At 73.5% G+C, this 19,189-nt stretch carries 19 protein-coding genes; 7 read left to right on the forward strand and 12 right to left on the reverse strand.

What is annotated here, in order from left to right; translation table 11 throughout:
• Positions 1-262: 262 nt before the first annotated feature.
• A complete protein-coding gene (locus tag ABZX96_RS26905) occupies positions 263-1,591 on the reverse strand; it encodes a DUF1343 domain-containing protein (protein WP_355549336.1) in 1,329 nt (442 codons plus the stop codon).
• A 270-nt stretch (positions 1,592-1,861) separates the two neighbouring features.
• Here ABZX96_RS26905 and ABZX96_RS26910 point away from each other — a divergent pair, with 270 nt between their 5' ends.
• The 3 genes from ABZX96_RS26910 to ABZX96_RS26920 are packed head-to-tail and all read left to right on the forward strand — an operon-like array spanning position 1,862 to position 5,349.
• Positions 1,862-2,752 carry an SDR family NAD(P)-dependent oxidoreductase gene (locus ABZX96_RS26910; RefSeq protein WP_355549338.1) on the forward strand — a complete coding sequence of 297 codons (891 nt, stop codon included), beginning with the start codon at positions 1,862-1,864 and terminating at the stop codon, positions 2,750-2,752.
• Positions 2,749-4,716, forward strand: a complete 1,968-nt coding sequence (locus tag ABZX96_RS26915; RefSeq protein ID WP_355549340.1) for an AMP-binding protein — start codon at positions 2,749-2,751, stop codon at positions 4,714-4,716. Before ABZX96_RS26910 ends, ABZX96_RS26915 begins: the two co-directional genes overlap by 4 nt.
• A gap of 36 nt (positions 4,717-4,752) precedes the next feature.
• Complete coding sequence (locus ABZX96_RS26920; RefSeq protein WP_355549342.1) at positions 4,753-5,349, forward strand: TetR/AcrR family transcriptional regulator; 597 nt, start codon at positions 4,753-4,755, stop codon at positions 5,347-5,349.
• A 313-nt stretch (positions 5,350-5,662) separates the two neighbouring features.
• Here the strand turns inward: ABZX96_RS26920 and ABZX96_RS26925 are convergent, their stop codons facing one another.
• The gene (locus tag ABZX96_RS26925; protein WP_355549343.1) at positions 5,663-6,877 is read right to left on the reverse strand and encodes an acyl-CoA dehydrogenase family protein; all 1,215 of its coding nucleotides are present in this window, start codon (positions 6,875-6,877) and stop codon (positions 5,663-5,665) included.
• A 7-nt stretch (positions 6,878-6,884) separates the two neighbouring features.
• Positions 6,885-7,925 (reverse strand): phosphotransferase family protein, encoded by a 1,041-nt coding sequence (locus ABZX96_RS26930; RefSeq protein ID WP_355549345.1) that lies wholly within the window; start codon positions 7,923-7,925, stop codon positions 6,885-6,887.
• A 425-nt stretch (positions 7,926-8,350) separates the two neighbouring features.
• On the opposite strand from ABZX96_RS26930, the gene ABZX96_RS26935 reads away from it, so the two are divergent.
• Positions 8,351-8,587 (forward strand): chaplin, encoded by a 237-nt coding sequence (locus ABZX96_RS26935; protein ID WP_355549347.1) that lies wholly within the window; start codon positions 8,351-8,353, stop codon positions 8,585-8,587.
• A gap of 145 nt (positions 8,588-8,732) precedes the next feature.
• On the opposite strand, the gene ABZX96_RS26940 is transcribed toward ABZX96_RS26935, so the two are convergent.
• Entirely contained in the window at positions 8,733-9,233 is a 501-nt protein-coding gene (locus ABZX96_RS26940) for a metallophosphoesterase (RefSeq protein WP_355549349.1), read from the reverse strand.
• Positions 9,234-9,411: 178 nt separating this feature from the next.
• Here ABZX96_RS26940 and ABZX96_RS26945 point away from each other — a divergent pair, with 178 nt between their 5' ends.
• Both ABZX96_RS26945 and ABZX96_RS26950 read left to right on the forward strand, forming a co-directional pair.
• Entirely contained in the window at positions 9,412-10,155 is a 744-nt protein-coding gene (locus ABZX96_RS26945; RefSeq protein ID WP_355549374.1) for a beta-phosphoglucomutase family hydrolase, read from the forward strand.
• Positions 10,152-12,500, forward strand: a complete 2,349-nt coding sequence (locus ABZX96_RS26950) for a glycosyl hydrolase family 65 protein (RefSeq protein ID WP_355549351.1) — start codon at positions 10,152-10,154, stop codon at positions 12,498-12,500. The genes ABZX96_RS26945 and ABZX96_RS26950 overlap by 4 nt, the downstream gene beginning before the upstream one ends.
• An 84-nt stretch (positions 12,501-12,584) precedes the next feature.
• On the opposite strand, the gene ABZX96_RS26955 is transcribed toward ABZX96_RS26950, so the two are convergent.
• From ABZX96_RS26955 to ABZX96_RS26965, 3 genes are all read right to left on the reverse strand, one after another.
• A complete protein-coding gene (locus tag ABZX96_RS26955) occupies positions 12,585-12,998 on the reverse strand; it encodes a hypothetical protein (protein WP_355549353.1) in 414 nt (137 codons plus the stop codon).
• A 126-nt stretch (positions 12,999-13,124) separates the two neighbouring features.
• Positions 13,125-14,036, reverse strand: a complete 912-nt coding sequence (locus ABZX96_RS26960) for an MBL fold metallo-hydrolase (RefSeq protein WP_355549355.1) — start codon at positions 14,034-14,036, stop codon at positions 13,125-13,127.
• Positions 14,037-14,146: 110 nt separating this feature from the next.
• On the reverse strand, positions 14,147-14,587 hold the full coding sequence (locus tag ABZX96_RS26965; RefSeq protein ID WP_355549357.1) for a helix-turn-helix domain-containing protein: 441 nt from the start codon (positions 14,585-14,587) through the stop codon (positions 14,147-14,149).
• A 254-nt stretch (positions 14,588-14,841) separates the two neighbouring features.
• On the opposite strand from ABZX96_RS26965, the gene ABZX96_RS26970 reads away from it, so the two are divergent.
• Complete coding sequence (locus ABZX96_RS26970; protein ID WP_355549359.1) at positions 14,842-15,492, forward strand: NAD(P)-binding domain-containing protein; 651 nt, start codon at positions 14,842-14,844, stop codon at positions 15,490-15,492.
• Positions 15,493-15,628: 136 nt separating this feature from the next.
• Here ABZX96_RS26970 and ABZX96_RS26975 read toward each other — a convergent pair whose 3' ends face one another.
• The 5 genes from ABZX96_RS26975 to ABZX96_RS26995 all read right to left on the reverse strand — a co-directional run bounded on the left by ABZX96_RS26975 (position 15,629) and on the right by ABZX96_RS26995 (position 18,724).
• Entirely contained in the window at positions 15,629-16,000 is a 372-nt protein-coding gene (locus ABZX96_RS26975; protein ID WP_355549361.1) for a DUF202 domain-containing protein, read from the reverse strand.
• Between the two features lie 3 nt (positions 16,001-16,003).
• Positions 16,004-16,414: a DUF202 domain-containing protein gene (locus tag ABZX96_RS26980; RefSeq protein ID WP_355549362.1), complete on the reverse strand. Its 411-nt coding sequence runs from the start codon at positions 16,412-16,414 to the stop codon at positions 16,004-16,006.
• A 41-nt stretch (positions 16,415-16,455) separates the two neighbouring features.
• Positions 16,456-17,013: an NUDIX domain-containing protein gene (locus ABZX96_RS26985; protein WP_355549364.1), complete on the reverse strand. Its 558-nt coding sequence runs from the start codon at positions 17,011-17,013 to the stop codon at positions 16,456-16,458.
• Positions 17,014-17,132: 119 nt separating this feature from the next.
• Positions 17,133-17,942, reverse strand: a complete 810-nt coding sequence (locus ABZX96_RS26990) for a glucose 1-dehydrogenase (RefSeq protein WP_355549366.1) — start codon at positions 17,940-17,942, stop codon at positions 17,133-17,135.
• Positions 17,939-18,724 (reverse strand): helix-turn-helix domain-containing protein, encoded by a 786-nt coding sequence (locus ABZX96_RS26995; RefSeq protein ID WP_355549368.1) that lies wholly within the window; start codon positions 18,722-18,724, stop codon positions 17,939-17,941. The genes ABZX96_RS26990 and ABZX96_RS26995 overlap by 4 nt, the downstream gene beginning before the upstream one ends.
• Positions 18,725-19,189: the final 465 nt, after the last annotated feature.

The following is a 19,189-nucleotide window of genomic DNA, read 5'->3' on the forward strand; positions in this document are numbered from 1 at the left end:
GCGCAACTGCCGCGAGGAGGTACCCCGGGGCGGCCCCGACCCCAAAAACAACGAAGCGTCCGCCCCACAACCCCACCCCGCCGAAGGCGAAACACCCCCACACCAGGAACTGCGAAACAGACAAGGCCACCCGCACTCATCGGCACGGCACCCCCGACCGGCCGGAGGCCGTAGCACCCCGGCGGTCCCGTGCGAGGGAACGGGCGGTCCCACGTAAGGGAACGGGCGCGAGGCAGCCCACCCGCCACACCACGCACCCGCATCACCCGTACCGCAGATACCCCCACCGCACCGCCCGGAACTCCCTCAGCCCCTCCCACCACGCGGCGACCACCTCATCCGGCTCCGCGCCCGCGTCGATCAGCGTGCGGACCGACGTCGAACCGGTCAGCTTGTCGATCCAGCGGTCCGGCCGCCAGGCGAAGCCGCGCCAGACGCGCTTGGCGGTCACCAGGAGCGCGATGCCGGTGCGGACCGGTTCGAACGCCTCCCGGTCGTGGACGTGGAGCTGCACGCCACCGATCGTCTTGCCCTGGAACTTGGAGAACGACGGCGCGAAGTACGCCTCCCGGAAGCGGACGCCCGGCAGGCCGAGCGCGTTCGCGGCGGCGGCCCATTCGCGGCCGACGCCCTCCGCGCCGAGGAGTTCGAAGGGCCGGGTGGTGCCTCGGCCCTCGGAGAGGTTGGTGCCCTCGAACAGGCAGGTGCCGGAGTAGACCAGGGCGGTGTCGGGCGTGGGCATGTTGGGGCTCGGGGGCACCCACGGCAGGCCCGTCGCGTCGAAGAAGTCCCGGCGCCGCCAGCCGCTCATCCGGACGGTCTCCAGTTCCACGGCGCGCCCGGCCGCACGCGGCACGAACTCGTCGTTGAACAGCAGCGCCAGCTCGGCCACCGTCATGCCGTGCGCCTGCGCGATCGGTTCCCGCCCGACGCCGGACGCCTGGGAGCGGTCCAGCACCGGCCCGTGGGCGCCGCGCCCGGTGACGGGATTGGGGCGGTCGAGCACGACGAAGCGTTTGCCCGCCAGGACGGCCGCCACCATGCAGTCGTACAGGGTCCAGATGTAGGTGTAGAAGCGCGCGCCGACGTCCTGGATGTCGAAGACGACCGTGTCCACGTCCGCCTTCGTGAAGATGTCCGCCAGCGCCCGGCCGCTCTTGCCGTACGTGTCGTACACCGGCAGACCGGTCGCCGGGTCTTTGTGGTCGCCCTCCGAACCGCCCGCCTGGGCGGTGCCCCGGAAACCGTGTTCCGGGCCGAACACGGCCGTCAGCCGCACCCTCTCGTCGGCGTGCAGCACGTCCACGATGTGCCGGACGTCGCGGGTGACGCCGGTCGGGTTGGTGACGACGCCGACGCGCTGCCCGTCCAGGAGGCGGTAGCCGTCGGCGGCCAGGCGGTCGAAACCGGTACGGACGGCGCGCCGCCCGGTACGGCCGGCCACCGGCGCCGCGTCATCGGGCAGGGACACCGGGCGCGCGTCCCCGGGGAGCGCCGCCGCGGTGGGACCTGCCGCCGCCGTCACCGCTGTCGCAGCGGTCACGGTCGCCGTCGCCGTCGCCGTGAGGAGCTTCCGTCTCGACAAGGCCATGCCGCACACACCTCCGTGATCGGGGTCCGCGTTCCGGTGCGCACGCTAACCCGCACCGGGCCGCTCAGGAACGCCCCCGACCGGGCGTCGGCGGGGTTTCGCTCCGACATACCGACTGGTTAGTCTGCCGTGCCGGGCGATCCGGGTGATCCGGGCGCTGAGCGGGCGGCGGCCGGGACGCGGGGTGGTCCGAAGCCGCCGGACGGACGGCCGGACCGGACACCGCCCGGGCCGGACGAGGGCTGCTGGAGAGGACCGGAGGGACGCACCGTGGATGCCGTATCCATACGGGACAAAGCCGTGGTCGTGACGGGCGCGGGCGGGGGGATCGGCGCGGCGCTGGCCCGCCGGTTCGCGGCCGGCGGCGCGCGGGTCGCGGTCAACGACCTGGACGCCGCGAAGGCGCGCCGCACCGCCGAGGAGATCGGCGCGGTCGCGGTGCCCGGCGACGCCTCGGCCGTCGTGCCCGCAGCCCGGGAGGCGCTGGGCGGCGCGATCGACGTCTTCTGCGCCAACGCCGGGATCGCGTCGAGCGGCGGTCCGGAGGCGGCGGAGGAGGTGTGGGAGCGGACGTGGGACGTGAACGTGATGGCGCACGTACGGGCGGCGCGCGACCTGCTGCCGGAGTGGCTGGAGCGGGGCGCGGGCCGGTTCGTGTCCACCGTCTCGGCGGCCGGGCTGCTCACCATGGTCGGCTCCGCCCCGTACAGCGTCTCCAAGCACGCGGCGTACGCGTTCGCCGAATGGCTCGCGGTGACCTACCGCCACCGGGGCGTCGAGGTGCACGCCATCTGCCCGCAGGGCGTCAGGACCGACATGCTGGCCGGCACTGGGCCGATCGGCGACCTGGTCCTGGCTCCGACCGCCGTCGAGCCCGACGCGGTCGCCGACGCGCTCTTCGCGGCGATGGCCGAAGGCCGCTTCCTGGTACTGCCGCACCCCGAGGTGGCCGGGTTCTACGCGGCCCGCGCCACCGATCCCGACCGGTGGCTCGGACGGCTCAACAACCTCCAGCAGCAACTCGAAGCGGCCTTGGGGACGACCACCGGCCCGGCTGACGCCTCCGGCACGTCCGACGCGTCCGACGCCCCCGGCACGCCCCACGCGTCCGCTGCCCCCGACACGCAGGACACGCAGGAGAGGAAGGCCGCACGCCGATGACCACCTACCAGGACAGGCCGTGGCTCGCCCAGCTCAACGAGGCCCAGCGGGCCCCCGTCCAGCCGCCGCCCTCCGTGCTGCACGCCTTCCGGGACGCCGTGCGCCGCGCCCCGGAGCGCGTCGCGCTGGCCTACTTCGACGGGCGCCTCACCTACGCGGAGACCGACGCCCTCTCCGACGGGCTGGCAGCCCACCTCGCCGCGCGGGGGTTCGCCCGGGGGGACCGGGCGGCGGTGATGCTGCAGAACACCCCGCAGTTCGTGATCGCGGTGCTCGGCGTGTGGAAGGCGGGCGGCATCGTGGTCCCGGCCAACCCGATGTACAAGTCGGGCGAGATGACGCACCTGCTCACCGACGCCGAGGCCACCGCCGTCATCTGCGCGCGGGACACCTGGGACGCGTTCCTGCGGGAGACCGCGTTCGGCGTCCCCTCCGTGCGGATCGCCCTGACGACGGACGAACGGGAGCTCCAGACACGCGACGACACCCGGGTGTTCCCCGGCGCGCGGCACACAACGGGCGCCGGAGCGCAACCCGGGACGAGGACCGGCGCGCACCCAGGATCGAACGCCGGGGCGCACGACGAAACGGAGACCGAAGCGAACGCCGGCGCGCGACCCGGAACGAGGACCAGCGCGCACCCCGGAGCGAACGCCGGGACGCACGACGAAACGGAGACCGAAGCGAACGCCGGAGCGCGACCCGGAACGATGACCGGCGCGCACCCCGGAGCGAACGCCGGGGCAAGGACCGGCGCGAACGCCGGAGCGCGAGACGAAACGAGAGCCAGGAAGGGCGCCCGCGCCCAGGCCGGTGACGAAGACCTGCTCACCGTAGCCCGCGCCGCCGCCGCGACGGCACCCGCCGCCCAGCCCCCCGCTACCCCCCTCCCCACCGCCGACGACATCGCCCTCATCAGCTACACCTCCGGCACCAGCGGCCGGCCCAAGGGCGCCATGAACACGTTCGGCAACCTCACCCACAACGCCGAGCGGCAGCGGGTGGGGCTCGGGCTGCCGGACGGGTCCACGTACTTCGTGCTGGCACCGCTGTTCCACATCACCGGCATGGTCTCCGAGTTCAGCTCCTGCCTGGCCAACGCGGGCACCCTCGCCCTGGCGTACCGCTTCGAGCCGGGCGTGGTCCTGGACGCCTTCCTGGAGCACCGCCCCGCCTACACCGTCGGCCCGTCCACCGCCTTCATGGCGCTGATGGCCCACCCCAAGGCGAGCCGCGACCACTTCGCGTCCTTCCGGACCATCGCCTCCGGGGGCGCCCCGGTGCCGCCCGCCCTGGTGGAGCGGTTCCGCGCCGAGTTCGGCCCCTACCTGCACAACGGATACGGCCTGACGGAGTGCAGCGCGCCCTGCGCCAGCGTCCCCCCGGGGAAGGAGGCGCCGGTGGACCCGGCCTCCGGGACGCTCGCGGTCGGCGTGCCCGGCCCCGAGACGATGATCCGCATCATCGACGACAACGGGCGGGACGTGCCGTTCGGGGAGCACGGCGAGATCGCGGTGCGCGGCCCGCAGGTCGTCCCCGGCTACTGGCGGCGCCCGGACGCCACCGCCGAAGGGCTGCCGGACGGGGAACTGCGCACCGGCGACACCGGCTTCATGGACACCGACGGCTGGCTGTACGTCGTCGACCGCAAGAAGGACATGATCAACGCGTCCGGCTTCAAGGTGTGGCCGCGCGAGGTCGAGGACGTCCTGTACACCCACCCCGCCGTGCGCGAGGCGGCGGTGGTCGGGGTGCCGGACGCCTACCGGGGCGAAACGGTCAAGGCGTACGTCAGCCTGCGCCCGGGGGCCGCGCCGGACCCGGCGGAACTGGCCGGCTGGTGCCGGGACCGGCTGGCCGTCTACAAGTACCCGCGTCAGGTGGAGATCCTGCCGGATCTGCCGAAGACCGCGAGTGGCAAGATCCTGCGACGGGAGCTGCGCGACCGTGCGCGGCACTCCTGACCCACCCGCACGCGTACGGAGGTACAGGTGAAGGCGATGGCCGGCAGGACGAACGGCGGGGGCGGCAGGCCGGTGGCGCGGCGGCTGCTGGACGCCGCCACCCGGCTGTTCGCGGAGCGGGGCTACGACCGCACGTCCGTCCAGGAGATCGTGGAGGCGGCGGGCGTCACCAAGGGCGCCCTCTACCACTACTTCGGCTCCAAGGAGGACCTGCTGCACGAGGTCTACGGGCGCGTCCTGCGGCTCCAGCAGGAGCGGCTGGACCGGTTCGCGCAGGCGGACGCGCCCGTGGAGCAGCGGCTGCGGGACGCCGCCGCCGACGTCGTGGTGACGACGATCCAGAACCTCGACGACACGAAGATCTTCTTCCGCTCCATGCACCACCTCTCCCCCGAGAAGGACAAGCAGGTGCGGGCCGAGCGGCGCCGCTACCACGAGCGGTTCCGGGCGCTGGTGGAGGAGGGCCAGCGGTCCGGGGTGTTCCGCGACGACACCCCGGCCGACCTCGTCGTGGACTACCACTTCGGGTCGGTGCACCACCTGGGCTCCTGGTACCGCGCGGACGGCCCGCTGACCCCGCGCCAGGTGGCGGACCACCTCGCGGACCTGCTGATGCGGGCGCTGCGGCCGTAAGATCCCGGCCGCCTGGCCGCTCCGGCTGTGCCGGACCCGTCTCCGCCAGGCCGTAAGACCCCGGGCGCCTGGCCGCGCTCGCGGTCCCTGCTGCGCCGGACCCGTCTCCGTCAGGCCGTAAGGCCCCGGGCCCCCGGCCGCGCCCGTCGACCCCGCTGTGCCGGGCCCGCTTCCGTCAGGCCGTAAGCATGACGAGTGCATGGCGGCCATGACGAGTGCACGGCGGGCCGCACCCGGACAGTGCACGGCGGGCCGCACCCGAACGGTGCACGGCGGGCCGCACCCGGACGACGCGGCCCGCCACGCACCGGCCTCACAGGTAACGCTTCAACTCCCGCCGAGCCAGAGACCGCTGATGGACCTCGTCCGGGCCGTCGGCGAGGCGGAGGGTGCGGGCGGCGGCCCACAGTTCGGCGAGCGGGTAGTCCTGGCTGACGCCGCCGGCGCCGTGGAGTTGCACGGCGCGGTCGAGGATGTCCACGACGGTGCGCGGCGTGGCGATCTTGATGGCCTGGATCTCGGTGTGGGCGCCCTTGTTGCCGACGGTGTCCATCAGCCACGCGGTCTTCAGCACCAGCAGCCGGAGCTGTTCGACGGCGACCCGCGCGTCCGCGATCCACTGCTGGACCACGCCCTGCCGCGCCAGCGGCTTCCCGAACGCCGTCCGGCTCACCGCGCGACGGCACATCAGCTCGATCGCCCGCTCGGCCATGCCGATCAGGCGCATGCAGTGGTGGATGCGGCCGGGCCCCAGGCGGGCCTGGGCGATGGCGAATCCGCCGCCCTCCTCGCCGATCAGGTGCGCCGCGGGCACCCGGACGTCGGTGAACTCCACCTCCGCGTGCCCGCCGTGGTAGTGGTCCTCGTACCCGTAGACCCGCATCGCGCGCCGGATCGTCACGCCCGGGGTGTCGTGGGGGACCAGCACCATGGACTGCCGGTGACGGACGTCCGGGGCGTCGGGGGCCGTCTGGCCCATGACGATGAAGATCTCGCAGCGCGGGTGCATCGCGCCGGAGATGTACCACTTGCGGCCGTTGATGACGTAGGTGTCCCCGCGCCGCTCGATGCGCGTCCGGATGTTCGTCGCGTCCGAGGAGGCCACGTCGGGCTCGGTCATGGCGAACGCCGACCGGATCTCGCCGGCCAGAAGGGGCGTCAGCCAGCGGCGTTTCTGGTCCTCGTCGCCGAACTCGGCCAGCAGTTCCATGTTCCCGGTGTCGGGCGCCGCGCAGTTGACGGCCGTGGGCGCCAACTGCGGGCTGTGCCCGGTGATCTCGGCCAGCGGCGCGTACTGGAGGTTGGTCAGCCCGGCACCGTGCTCGGCATCCGGGAGGAAGAGGTTCCACAGGCCGCGCGCCCGGGCCTCGGCCTTCAGTTCCTCCACCACCGGCGGGGTGTCCCAGGGGGAGGGGAGCGCGGCGCGCTGCGCGCGGGCCGTCTCCTCGGCCGGGTGCACGCACTCGTCCATGAAGGCCAGCAGCCTCTTCCGCAGCTCCTGGGTGCGGGCGTCGTAGGCGAAGTCCATGGATTCCTCAACCCTTCCCGTGGGACGACAGGGTGGCCAGGCCGCGCTCCACGAACCGGGGCACCAGCTCGCCGATCCGGTCGAACCCCGCGCCCAGCGTCCGCCCGAGCGTGAAGCGGTAGTGGATGCCTTCCAGGATGACGGCGAGTTTGAAGTACGCGAACGCGGTGTACCAGGCGATGTGCCGCACGTCCCGGCCGGAGCCGGCCGCGTACCGCTCGATCAGCTCGGCCGGTTCCGGATGGCCCGGCGCGCCGCTCGTGGTGGTGAGTGGGGTGTACGGAATGTCCTCCTGCTCGCCGTACATCACCAACAGGCCGAGATCGGTCAGCGGATCGCCGAGGGTGGACATCTCCCAGTCCAGGACCGCCGTGATCCGGTCGTCCTCGTCCACCAGGACGTTGTCCAGCCGGTAGTCACCGTGTACGACGGCGGGCGCGGGAGAGGCGGGCAGCGACGCGCCCAGCTTCTCCCGCAACGCGTCGATCCCCGGAAGGTCGCGGCTGCGCGAGGCCGCCAACTGCTTCGACCAGCGGGCGAGTTGGCGTTCCAGGAAACCGTCCGGACGGCCGAAGTCGGCCAGCCCGACCGCCCGCGGGTCCACCGCGTGCAGCGCCACCAGCGTGTCCACGAGGGTGTGCACGACGGCGCGCACCCGCGCGGGGCCCAGCGCGGCGAGCTGCCGCGACGTGCGGTACGGCGTGCCCGGCACCAGCTCCATGACGTAGAAGGGCGCCCCGATCACCGTCTCGTCCTCGCACAGCAGCAGCGCGCCCGGCACCGGCACCGCCGTGGGCCGCAGGGCACTGATGACCCGGTGTTCGCGGCGCATGTCGTGCGCGGTCGCCAGGACGTGCCCGAGCGGGGGCCGGCGCAGCACCCAGCGGCCCGTGCCGTCGGTGATCCGGAACGTGAGGTTGGACCGCCCGCCCTCGATCAGCTCCGCCGCGAGCGGCCCGCCCACCAGCCCGGGGCGCTCCCGGTCCAGGTGCCCGCGCAGGCGTTCCAGATCGAGGCCGGGTGGCGAGAGAGGGGTGCCGTGACTCATCGTGCGCCTCCGGAAGAAGGGGGACGGGGTCGGACGGGCACGATCATGCCGACTGGTTGGTATGCCGTCCAGGGCGCGGGGGTGGGGTGTGGGTCACGTTCCCGGGCGCGGCTGGGGGCGGGGCCGGGGGCGTGTCCGGAGCGGGAGCCGCGCGGCCGTCCCGGTGCCCGCCGATGACGAGGTGGCGTGCCGGTCCGGACCGGCCGCGGGCCCCGGGACGACGGCGGGTCCGGGGCGCGGTGCCGCCATTCGGGCGTGTGCGGCGGACGGGTGACGGCGTGGCGTGCGGGTCCGGGGTGTGAGGCGGCGTACGGGCCCCGGGGAGGCCGATCCGCGACACGCCCTCCCCGGCAGCAATCCACGGGCGAGTCGTATATCTCCATATTTTCTGGATATTCCTACTCAACCCACCTTGGGAGACAACCATGCGTATCCGCACAGCTCTGACCGCCGCCTCTCTGGTCGCCGCCGGCATCGCCGGCGCGACCGGAGCCGCCGTCGCCGACTCCGGCTCCAACGGCGTGGCGACGGGCAGCCCGGGGATCATCTCCGGCAACACCGTCCAGGTCCCCATCCACCTGCCGGTGGCCGTCTGCGGCAACACGCTCGACATCATCGGGCTGCTCAACCCGGCCGAAGGCGACGCCTGCGTGCAGCACTGACGCGGGGGTGGACGGCGGGTGTCCCGTCCCGGCGGTCGGCTCCGCCGGGGCGGGTCCCCGAAGGCCGCGGGCCCCGAAAAGTTACGCGGAGAACCGTAGGGGCCGGTCGCGAGGGGCGGCCGTACGGGCGCCCGGCCGTCCGTCCTCACCCCGGCGGAATCCGGTGCAGCGTGACGTCCGCCAGCTCCCCGTCCTCCACCCGCGCCGTCAGGAACGTGCGGTACGGCTCGCGTCGCCGGTCGGTCGGGGACCCCGGATTCAGCAGCCGCAGACCGCCGGGGGCCACCGAGTCCCACGGGATGTGGCTGTGCCCGAACACCAGCACGTCCAGGTCCGGGAACCGCTGCGCGCACCGCCGCTCCCGGCCCTGGGCCGCACCCGTCTCGTGCACCACCCCGAACCGGAGCCCGCCGAGCTCCGCGCGGGCCACCTCCGGCAGCCGGGCCCGCAGCTCGGGTCCGTCGTTGTTGCCGTACACCCCGATCAGCCGCCGCGCCGTGGACTCCAGCAGGTCCAGGGTCGCGGTGTCCACCCAGTCCCCGGCGTGCAGGACCGCATCGGCCCGGGGGATCTCGGCGAGCAGCGCGTCGGGCAGCCGCTTGGCGCGCTTGGGCAGGTGGGTGTCGGACGTCAGGAGCAGCCGCATGGCCGCACCTTAGACGAGGGGTCCTGCCGGGACCGCCGCGCCCGCGCGGTGGTCCCGGGGCGTCACCCGGCTCCCGTACTCCCGTCCGGTGAGTCCCGTACTCCCGTCCGGAAAACGGACATACCGCACCAGACATACGACGACAGCGAGCGGGGAAGCGCCCTCCATGACGAACTCCTTGACCAAGCTCGGGCTGCCGGACGGCATGCGGGCCTGCCTCTTCGACCTGGACGGCGTCCTCACCAAGACGGCCGTGGTGCACACCGCCGCCTGGAAGGAGACCTTCGACGCGTTTCTGCGGCGCAGGGAAGGTGCGGACTTCACTCCGTTCGACCCGGTGACGGACTACGACGAGTATGTGGACGGGCGCCCGCGCGCCGACGGCGTCCGCACCTTCCTCGCCTCCCGCGGCATCCACCTGCCCGAAGGGACCCCCGACGACCCGCCCGACCGCGAGACGGTGCACGGCCTGGGCAACCGCAAGAACGTCCTGCTGCTCCAGAAGATCCGGGAGGACGGCGTGGAGGCGTACGACGGGTCGCGCCGCTACCTCGCGGCCGTCCGCGCGGCCGGGCTGGACACCGCCGTGGTCTCCTCCAGCGCCAACTGCCGGGAGGTCCTGGCGTCCGTCGGTATGGAGCACCTGTTCGACGTGCGGATCGACGGGATCGTCGCCGCGTCCCGCGCGCTCCCCGGCAAACCGCGCCCGGACACCTTCCTGGAGGCCGCCAAGGAACTGGGCGTCCCCGCCGCGCAGGCCGTCGTCTACGAGGACGCGCTCGCCGGCATGGACGCCGGACGGGCCGGCAACTTCGGCTACGTCGTCGGCGTGGACCGCGTCGGGCAGGCGGAGGCGCTGCGCCGGCACGGAGCCGACACGGTCGTGCAGGACCTCGCCGAGCTGCTGGAGGTCCGGTCGTGATCACTCACCGCTCGTACGCCTGCGACCCCTGGGCGCTGAAGGAAACCGACCTCAACCTGGAGGTGCTGCCGCAGAGCGAATCGGTCTTCGCGCTCTCCAACGGCCACATCGGCTGGCGCGGCAACCTCGACGAGGGCGAGCCGCACGGCCTGCCCGGCACCTACCTCAGCGGGGTCCACGAGCTGCGCCCGCTGCCGTACGCGGAGGCCGGCTACGGATACCCGGAGTCCGGGCAGACGCTCATCAACGTCACCAACGGCAAACTGATCCGGCTCCTGGTCAACGACGAGCCGTTCGATCTGCGGTACGGGCGGCTGCGCTCCCACGAGCGGGTGCTCGACCTGCGCGCCGGGGTGCTGCGCCGCACCTGCGTGTGGACGTCGCCGGCGGGCTGCACGGTACGGGTGCGCTCCACCCGCCTGGTCTCCTTCACGCAGCGGGCCATCGCCGCCGTCGCGTACGAGGTGGAGCCGCTGAACTCCAAGGACGTCCGCGTGGTGGTGCAGTCCGAACTCGTCGCCAACGAGCAGCTCCCCGAGGCCGGCGGCGACCCGCGGGTCGCCGCGGCGCTGGAATCCCCGCTGGAGCCGGAGGAGCACCACGCCCACGACATGCGGCTGCGGCTGATCCACCGCACCCGGCGCAGCGCGCTGCGCGTCGCCACCGCCGCCGACCACGCCGTGCAGGGGCCGGACTCGACCCGTACCGCGTCCGAGAGCGGCGACAACGTCAGCCGGCTCACGGTCACCTCCGTCCTGTCGCCCGGCGAGACGCTGCGGCTGGAGAAGATGGTGGCGTACGGGTGGTCGGGCGTCCGCTCGCTGCCCGCCGTCCGCGACCAGGTGGACGCGGCGCTCGCCGGGGCCGCCAGCACCGGCTGGCAGGACCTGGCCGACCAGCAGCGCGCCTACCTCGACGACTTCTGGAGCCGCGCGGACGTGGAGGTGGAGGGCGACGCGGAGATCCAGCAGGCCGTCCGGTTCGGCCTCTTCCACGTCCTCCAGGCGGGCGCGCGGGCCGAGCAGCGGGCCATCCCCGCCAAGGGCCTGACCGGCTCCGGCTACGACGGCCACACCTTCTGGGACACCGAGAGCTTCGTCCTGCCGCTGCTCACCTACACCGCGCCGGGCGCCGCCGCCGAGGCGCTGCGCTGGCGGCAGAACACCCTGCCCGCCGCCCGCGCCCGGGCCGCGCAGCTCGGCCTGAAGGGCGCCGCCTTCCCCTGGCGGACCATCGACGGCCAGGAGTGCTCCGCGTACTGGCCGGCGGGCACGGCCGCGTTCCACATCAACGCCGACATCGCGGACGCGATCATCCGGTACGTCGACGCCACCGGGGACGAGGAGTTCGAACGGGAGACGGCCGTGCCGATACTCGTGGAGACCGCCCGGCTGTGGCTCTCCCTCGGGCACCACGACCACCACGGCGTCTTCCACATCGACGGGGTCACCGGCCCGGACGAGTACAGCGCCGTCGCGGACGACAACGTCTACACCAACCTGATGGCCCAGGCGAACCTGCGCGCCGCCGCCGACGTGGCCGAACGCCACCCGCGCGAGGCCGGCGCGCTGGGCGTGGACGACGAGGAGAGCGCCCGCTGGCGGGACGCCGCCGAGGCGGTCGCGCTCCCGTACAACAGCGCGCTGGGCGTGCACGAGCAGTCGGCCGGGTTCACCGGCCACCAGGTGTGGAACTTCGCCGCCACCCGGCCCGACCAGTACCCGCTGATGCTGCACTTCCCCTACTTCGAGATCTACCGCAAGCAGGTCGTCAAGCAGGCCGACCTGGTGCTCGCCCTGTACAAGCGGGGCGAAGCCTTCGACGACGACCACAAGGCGCGCGACTTCGCCTACTACGAGCCGCTGACCGTCCGGGACTCCTCCCTGTCCGCCTGCTGCCAGGCCGTCATCGCCGCCGAGGTCGGCCACCTCCGGCTCGCGTACGACTACCTGGGCGAGGCCGCCCTCATGGACCTGGCGGACCTGGAGAACAACACCCGCGACGGGCTGCACACCGCCTCGCTGGCCGGCACGTGGGTGGCGCTGGTCGCCGGGTTCGGCGGGATGCGGCACGAGGGCCAGACCCTGTGCTTCTCCCCGAAACTCCCCAACCGCCTCACCCGCCTGGCCTTCGCCGTGCAGGTACTGGGGCGGCGGCTGCGCGTGGAGATCCGGGACGCCACCGCCACGTACACCTTGCAGGAGGGCGCGCCCCTGGAGATACGGCACTACGGAGAACCGTTCACCGTCTCGGCCAAGGAACCGTCCACCCGCCCGGTGCCGGAACCGGTCACGCGGCCCGAGCCGAGCCAGCCGCCGGGACGGCGGCCGGCGCGGAGGCGGTGAGCCGGACGGGGGCGCTGAGCCGGACGGCGGCGGTTGTGGTGGGGCGGCCCCTCGCGGGGCCCGCCCACCCGCCGTGGGGCCGGACTACCCGTTGATCGGGGTGTTCCGGTGAGTCCAGTCGGTCCAATTCCCGTCGTGGTCGCGGTCCCGGCCCCAGATCTCCGCGTGCTCGTCGTAGTAGAACAGCGTGAAGGACCACGGGTCGCTCGTGTCGTAGTCGTAGACGTACGCCTTGGTCGACGCCCGGCCGCCCATGGATATCCACTTGCTCCAGTCGTCGCTCGTGCCGGGCTTGATCCAGCGCGTCCACACGGACCGGTCGGGGGCGACGACGAACTGCTGCTTCCTGCCGTCGGGAAGCTGGTACTTGGTCACGCCGTACTCGCAGATGTAGGTGCGGCCTCCCTTCGAGCATTCGCCCGCCTGGGCCGTGGGGGCCGCCACGGCCACACCCGCGAGGGCGGAGGCCGCGATCACAGCGGCCTTGATCTTCTTCATGTGCATGACTCACCCTTCGATCGCGCCTCGGCTGCCCGCCGGACGCCCCCCGTCGCTGACCCCGCAACTCTCCGGCACGCCGCTGACGTCCCGCTAACGCTCGACTGACGCCCTGTCAGGAGGTCGTCACGCGTGGCAGGCCATCGGCACCCCGCCGTTCATGACCGTCATGTCGCCGAAGCCGGCCAGCGGGTCGAGCGGGGAGCCCGGGGCCTCGCCCGCCAGTTCCGCGTACGCCCGGTGCAGGTTCGCCACCAGCCGCTCGGGCTCGCGCAGCGCCGCGAACTCGCCGAGGTCCGCGCCGCGCGCCGTCTCCAGCGGCGTACGGCCCGCCGCCCGGCCCTCCTCGGCGAGGTCCGCGACGAACCGCAGGTAGCGCTCCACGGTGTCGTACACCTCCGGCCCGCAGACCCGCCCGTGGCCCGGGACGACCGTCTCGGCGTCCAGCGCCCGCAGCACCTCCAGCGCCCGCAGCGAACCCGCCACCGACCCCATGAACACGAATGGCGTGCCGCCCTCGAAGACCAGGTCGCCGGTGAACACCACGCGCTGCTCCGGCAGCCAGACGATGCTGTCGCCGGGGGTGTGCGCGACGCCCGGGTGCAGGACCCGGACCTCGATGTCGCCGACGTGCACGGTGAGGGAGTCGGTGTAGGTGAGGCTGGGCGCGATGACACGGACGTCGCCGTAGTCGACCTCCGGCCACATCTGGTGCAGTTGCAGACCGGCGGCCAGCTGCTCGCGCCGGCACGCCTCGTGCCCGATCACGGTGGCCCCCGGCACGAAGACGCCGTTGCCGTAGGTGTGGTCGCCGTGGTGGTGGGTGGTGACGATCGTCCGGGGCATGGGCGCCCCGCAGTCGGCTATCCGCTCGCGCAGCAGCCGGGCCCGGCGCTCGGTGGCGGCGGTGTCCACGAGCAGCGTCTCGGCGCCGTCGGTAACGAAACCGGCGTTGTTCAGGCACCAGCCCCCGTCGGGCTGGAGGAAGGCCCGGACGCCCGGGGCGAGTTCGGTCAGGTAAGGATCTGCGCTCGGCATGCGGCGGTCCCTTCGGTGGCGGGCCGGGCGCGTCGGGCGCGCCGGCGGTGGAGCGGTCGGTGCCACAGAGTGGCGGACGCCACAGTGTGGCGGGCCACGGCGCGGCGGGGTCAGCCCTCGCCCGCGGCCCGGGCGGCGGCCCGTTCCTGCGCGGCGAGAACCGCGTCACCGTACTCCCACGACCACGCCCCCAATGCCTCCAGGGGTCCCAGCAACCCGCGGCCCACGTCCGTCAGCCCGTACTCCACGCGCGGCGGCGCCTGCGCGAACCGGCGCCGCTCCACGAGGCCGTACTCCTCCAGCCGGCGCAGCGTCTGCGTGAGGACCTTGCCGCTGATCCCGCCGATCGCCGCGCGCAACTCGCTCGGACGGCGCGGCCCGTCCCGCAGTCCGAAGACGACCACGCCGTTCCAGGCGTGCGCGAGCACCTCGATGCCGATCCGCGCGCGGCAGTCGGCGAGGAAGAGATCGGTGCTCCGGGGCACGCGGACGGTCGCGGCTCCGGCGTCGCCGGGGGCGGGGGTGGGGGAGGTGCGGTCGTCGTCACTCATGCCGTCTCTCTAGCGCATCCAATAGGTACCGAACGGTGTCCAACGGGCCTCCTAGTGTGCTGATCGGAGGGACGGGCACGGTCCTCGGCCGGTGCGCGACCGGCCGAGTGCGGGGCCGCATACCGGGCATGACGGGCATTCAGCGCCGCTGTGGACACGTCGACGCCCCCCTTCTCTCTTTTCTCTCTTCCCTTCACCACGACCACCGAGTCGGCGTGTGCCGTCGGCTCACCATCGAAAAGGAGCACGTACCCATGCGCATCGGAATCCTCGGCACCGGCGACATGGCGGAGGCCCTGGCGGGCCAATGGGCGCGGGCGGGCCACGAACTGTTCGTCGGGGGCCGCGACGAGAAGAAGGCCGCCGCGCTCGCGGAACGGCTGGGCACCGGCGCGCGGTCCGGAAGCCTGCGGGAGGCCGCCGCGTTCGGCACGGCGGTGCTGCTCGCGGTGCCGTACCCGGCGATGGAGGAGGTGCTGACGGCGGCGGGCGGCCCGGACGGCGCGCTGGCCGGCCGCACCCTCGTCGACTGCACCAACCCGCTGGACCTCACGACCGGACTGCTCCTCGCGCACGGCAAACCGAGCGCCGCCGCGCACGCCGCGGAAGTGGCGGCGGGGGCCCACGTCGTCAAGGCGTTCAACCTGTCCACGCCCGCCGTCTGGTCCATGACGCCGCCGGTGTTCGCCGACGGCCCGCTCGCCGTCCCGTTGTGCGGTGACGACGCCGGGGCGCTGGAGACGGTACGGACCCTCGTGCGGGACCTGGGCTGTGTCCCGCTGGACGGGGGCGGCCTGGAACGGGCCGGGGCGCAGGAGGCGGCGCTGTCGTTCCTGGCCGGATTCTGGTTCCGGGGTCTGGAGCCGCGTACGGCGCTGCCGCCGGTGACGGTGATGGGGGGCTGAGACGGGACGGGCCGGGTTCCTTTGGTGATCCGGGGAACCGCCGGCCCCGGCCGAACGGCGCTCGGAGGGCGATCACCGCCTGCGGCGCGGAACGTGGTCACCGTCTGCCGCTCGGAGGGTGATCGCCGTCTGCCGCTCAGAAGGTGATCACCGCACCGAGCACCGCCAGGGCCACCGTGCACCCCGCCGCGACCAGGGCCGTCCGGCGCGGCAGGGGCGCCGGACGGCCCGCCGCCATGGCACGCATGCGCCGGTGCGCCACCATGACGAGGGCGAACCAAACCAAACCCACGAGGACGGCGGCCGACAGCACGGCCGGGCCGGGATGGTCGGCGCGGAGCGCCTGACGGCCCGCGAGGACCGCCGTGACCGTGCCGGCCAGGGTGGTGCGCCGCCAGGCCAGGCGGGTGCGCTCGGGTTGCAGGCCGGGATCGTGGTGGCGGGGGCGCGGCGGTGTCGCGTCGGATGCTCCCCGCCTGCTCTCAGGGAAGTCGCCCGGCGTCGTCATCGCTCACCGGGTCCGGCCGAGCGCGATCAGGACCACCAGCGTCGCCGCCAGCAACCCGACGCCCACCGCCAGCACGGCCGGGAAGCGGGAGACGGGCAGGTCCTCGCCGCGGCGCATCGCGCGCTCGCAGCGCACCCAGTGGTTGACCGCGCGGACGGCGCACGTCCCGCCACCGACCAGCAGGACGACGGTGCACGTCACCCGCAGCGCGGCGGGCAGCCCGGGAAGGAACTGGTCCACCGCGAAACCGCCGCCGACCAGCGCCAGCCCGGTCCGCAGCCAGGCCAGGAAGGTGCGCTCGTTGGCGAGGGAGAAGCGGTAGTCGGGGGTGTCGCCCTCCTCGCGGACGCGCTCGGGCGTGAACCAGCACCGCACGCCCGCACCGATCGCCCGCAGTCGCTCGGTGAGGATCATGGCCGGAACCCTACCTTCGGGGGGGCGAGTCGATCCGCCGGTCAGTTGCCCCATGTCCCGTGTTCCGTAGCCCCGTGTTCCGTGTGCCAGGCGCGCAGCCGCTGGTAGGCGGCCAGCCCGTCCGGCGTCCACGGCCACTCGCCGAGGCGCCGCTCCAGCTCCTCGTCGGTGAGGAAGGCGTGCCAGGCGATCTCCGCCTCCTGCGGGTGGACCGGCATCGTGCACCGCACCTCGTAGACGGTGGACCACCAGCTGTGCTCCCCGGTCTCGTACAGGAACGTGAACAGCGGTACGGGCGCGGGCAGCCCGCTCACGCCCAGTTCCTCCTCGGCCTCGCGCAGCGCCGCCTCGTCGTAGGACTCGCCGGCGCCGACGACCCCGCCGACGAACATGTCGTAGTGCGAGGGGAAGACGAGCTTGTGCGCCGTGCGGCGGTGCACGAAGATCCGGTCCTCGGCGTCCCGGGCCAGGATGAAGGTGCAGCGGTGGCGCAGTTTGCGGGCGTACGCCTCGCCGCGCGGCGCCTGTCCCACCACCCGGTCCTGCTCGTCGACGATGTCCAGGATCTCGTCCGCGTTGAGCGGCTGGTGCTCGGTCATGCCGCCATGCAACCAGAGGTGCGCGGGCCGGGAACCGACCGGTCCCGGCCCGCGCACGGACCCGTCGTCCTCTCTCCGCGCACGGACCCGTAGTCCTCTGCCTGCGGGCGGTTCCGCCGTCACTGCCCCATGACGTACTTCACGGTCGGGCCGGTGGTCCAGCCGCCGTCCACCGCCAGCTCGGCGCCGGTGACGTAGGACGCGGCGTCGGAGAGCAGGAAGACCACGGCGCCCGCGATCTCCTCCGCCTCGCCGACCCGGCCCATGGGCGTGTTGGGGTAGTTCCCCTCGCCGCGCCGGATGCCGACCTCGGCGGTCATCGGCGTGTACGTCATCCCGGGGTGCACGGAGTTGACCCGGACGCGGTCGGTGCCCCACTCCACCGCGCCGATCTTCGTCAGCCCGCGCACGCCCCACTTGGAGGCGCCGTACCCGCCGGTCATCGCCAGGCCCATCAGCCCGGCGGCCGAGGAGATGTTGACGATCGAACCGGCGCCGCGCTCCCGCATCGCCGGGACGACCGTCTTCATGCCGATGAAGACGCCGGTGAGGTTGACGTCGAGCACCTTCCGGAAGAAGTCCACGGGGACCGTCTCCAGCGGCTGGCCCGTGGATATGCCCGCGTTGTTGACCAGCCCGTCCACGCCGCCGAACTCGGCCACCGCGAAGTCGGTGACCCGCTGCCAGTCGGCCTCCGAGGTCACGTCGTGGACGAGGAACCGGGCGCGCTCGCCGAGCCGCGCGGCGGTGGCGGCGCCCGCCTCCTCCAGGACGTCCGTGATGACGACGTTCGCGCCCGCCGCCACCGCCCGCTCGGCCGCCGCGGCGCCGAGTCCGCGTGCGCCGCCGGTGACGATGACGGTCTTGCCGGTGAGGTCGAAGGTGCCCGCCGCGCCCGTGGTGGTGGGGGTGGTGCCGTGGTCCGTCATGATCTGTTCCTTTGCGTCGGGTCCGGTCCGGGGGCACCGGGCCGGGCGGGGTACGGGGGCGCGGTCGCGAGCAGGAAAGCGGCGGTGGTGCCCGCGAGGTCGGCGAGGAAGACGTCCTCGTCGGTGAGGGGGACCGCCCCGTCCAGGTACTGCCGCGCGCGGTCCGCCAGCGCCGCCCCGAGCAGCGTCAGCGCCAGGTCGAGCCGCTCCAGGCGGATGGGCTCCGGAAGCCCGGCCGCGGTGAGCGCGTCCTCGATCAGGAGGATCAGCCGCCAGTAGGCGGTGCCCGCCAGCGTCGGGTGCGGGGTCCGGGTGCGGACCCCGCTCTCGTGGCTGAGCTGCGCGGAGATCCGCAGGCAGCGGCGCCCCCGGTCGGTCCGCAGCTCGGTCGCCTCGGCGGCGAGCAGCGCGTCGAGGAGGCGGCGCAGGACGAGGACGGGGGCGGGGCCGGCCGTGCCGTCGGGCCCGGCGTCCGCCCGCTCCCCGAGGGGCCCGGCGTCCGCCCGTCCCTCCAGCGCCGCCAGTGAAGGCGCCAGCGCCGCCAACCGGGGCGCCAGCGCCGCTTCCGTACGGGCCTGCCGCCCGGCCATGACGGCGTCCAGCAGACCCGCCCGCGAGCCGAAGTGATACTGGACGGCCGACGGGTTGCTTTGCCCGGCCAGCCGGACGATGTCCCGCAACTGGGCACCGTCCACCCCTTGCGCCGCGAAGACCTCCTCCGCGGCGCGGATCAGCTTGTCCCGGGTGCCGGTGCCGGAGCCGGTGCCTGATGTCCTCGCCATGAGCCCACTGTAATGCTGGCCATTATTAAAAGCGAGACCGCACGTCCCCGCAGCCCGCACCAATGGACGATGGCCCGGCAATATCAAGCCCATGCGGCTCGGCTGGCGGTCGGCGGCCCGCCATCTCAAGCCCGTGCGGCCTGCACCGATGGACGATGGCTCGGCCAAATCAAGCCCGTGCGGCCTGCTCCGATGGACGGTGGCCCGGCCAAATCAAGCCCGTGCGGCCTGCACCGATGGACGATGGCCCGGCCAAATCAAGCCCGTGCGGCCTGCGCCAATGGACGATGGCCCGGCAATATCAAGCCCGTCCGGCGATTGAGGACAACGCCCCCGGCGTTCACCGGTACCAAAGATCACCCACCACCCGCCCAAGAGCCCGTACCCGCGCTCACCGGGGTGTCCTCAAGCGCCGGACGGGCTGGGGGTGGCGACTCGGGGCCCCGGGATGCCGGGTGCGGCCGG

The organism is Streptomyces sp. NPDC003077, assembly GCF_040611095.1.
Classification (GTDB): domain Bacteria; phylum Actinomycetota; class Actinomycetes; order Streptomycetales; family Streptomycetaceae; genus Streptomyces.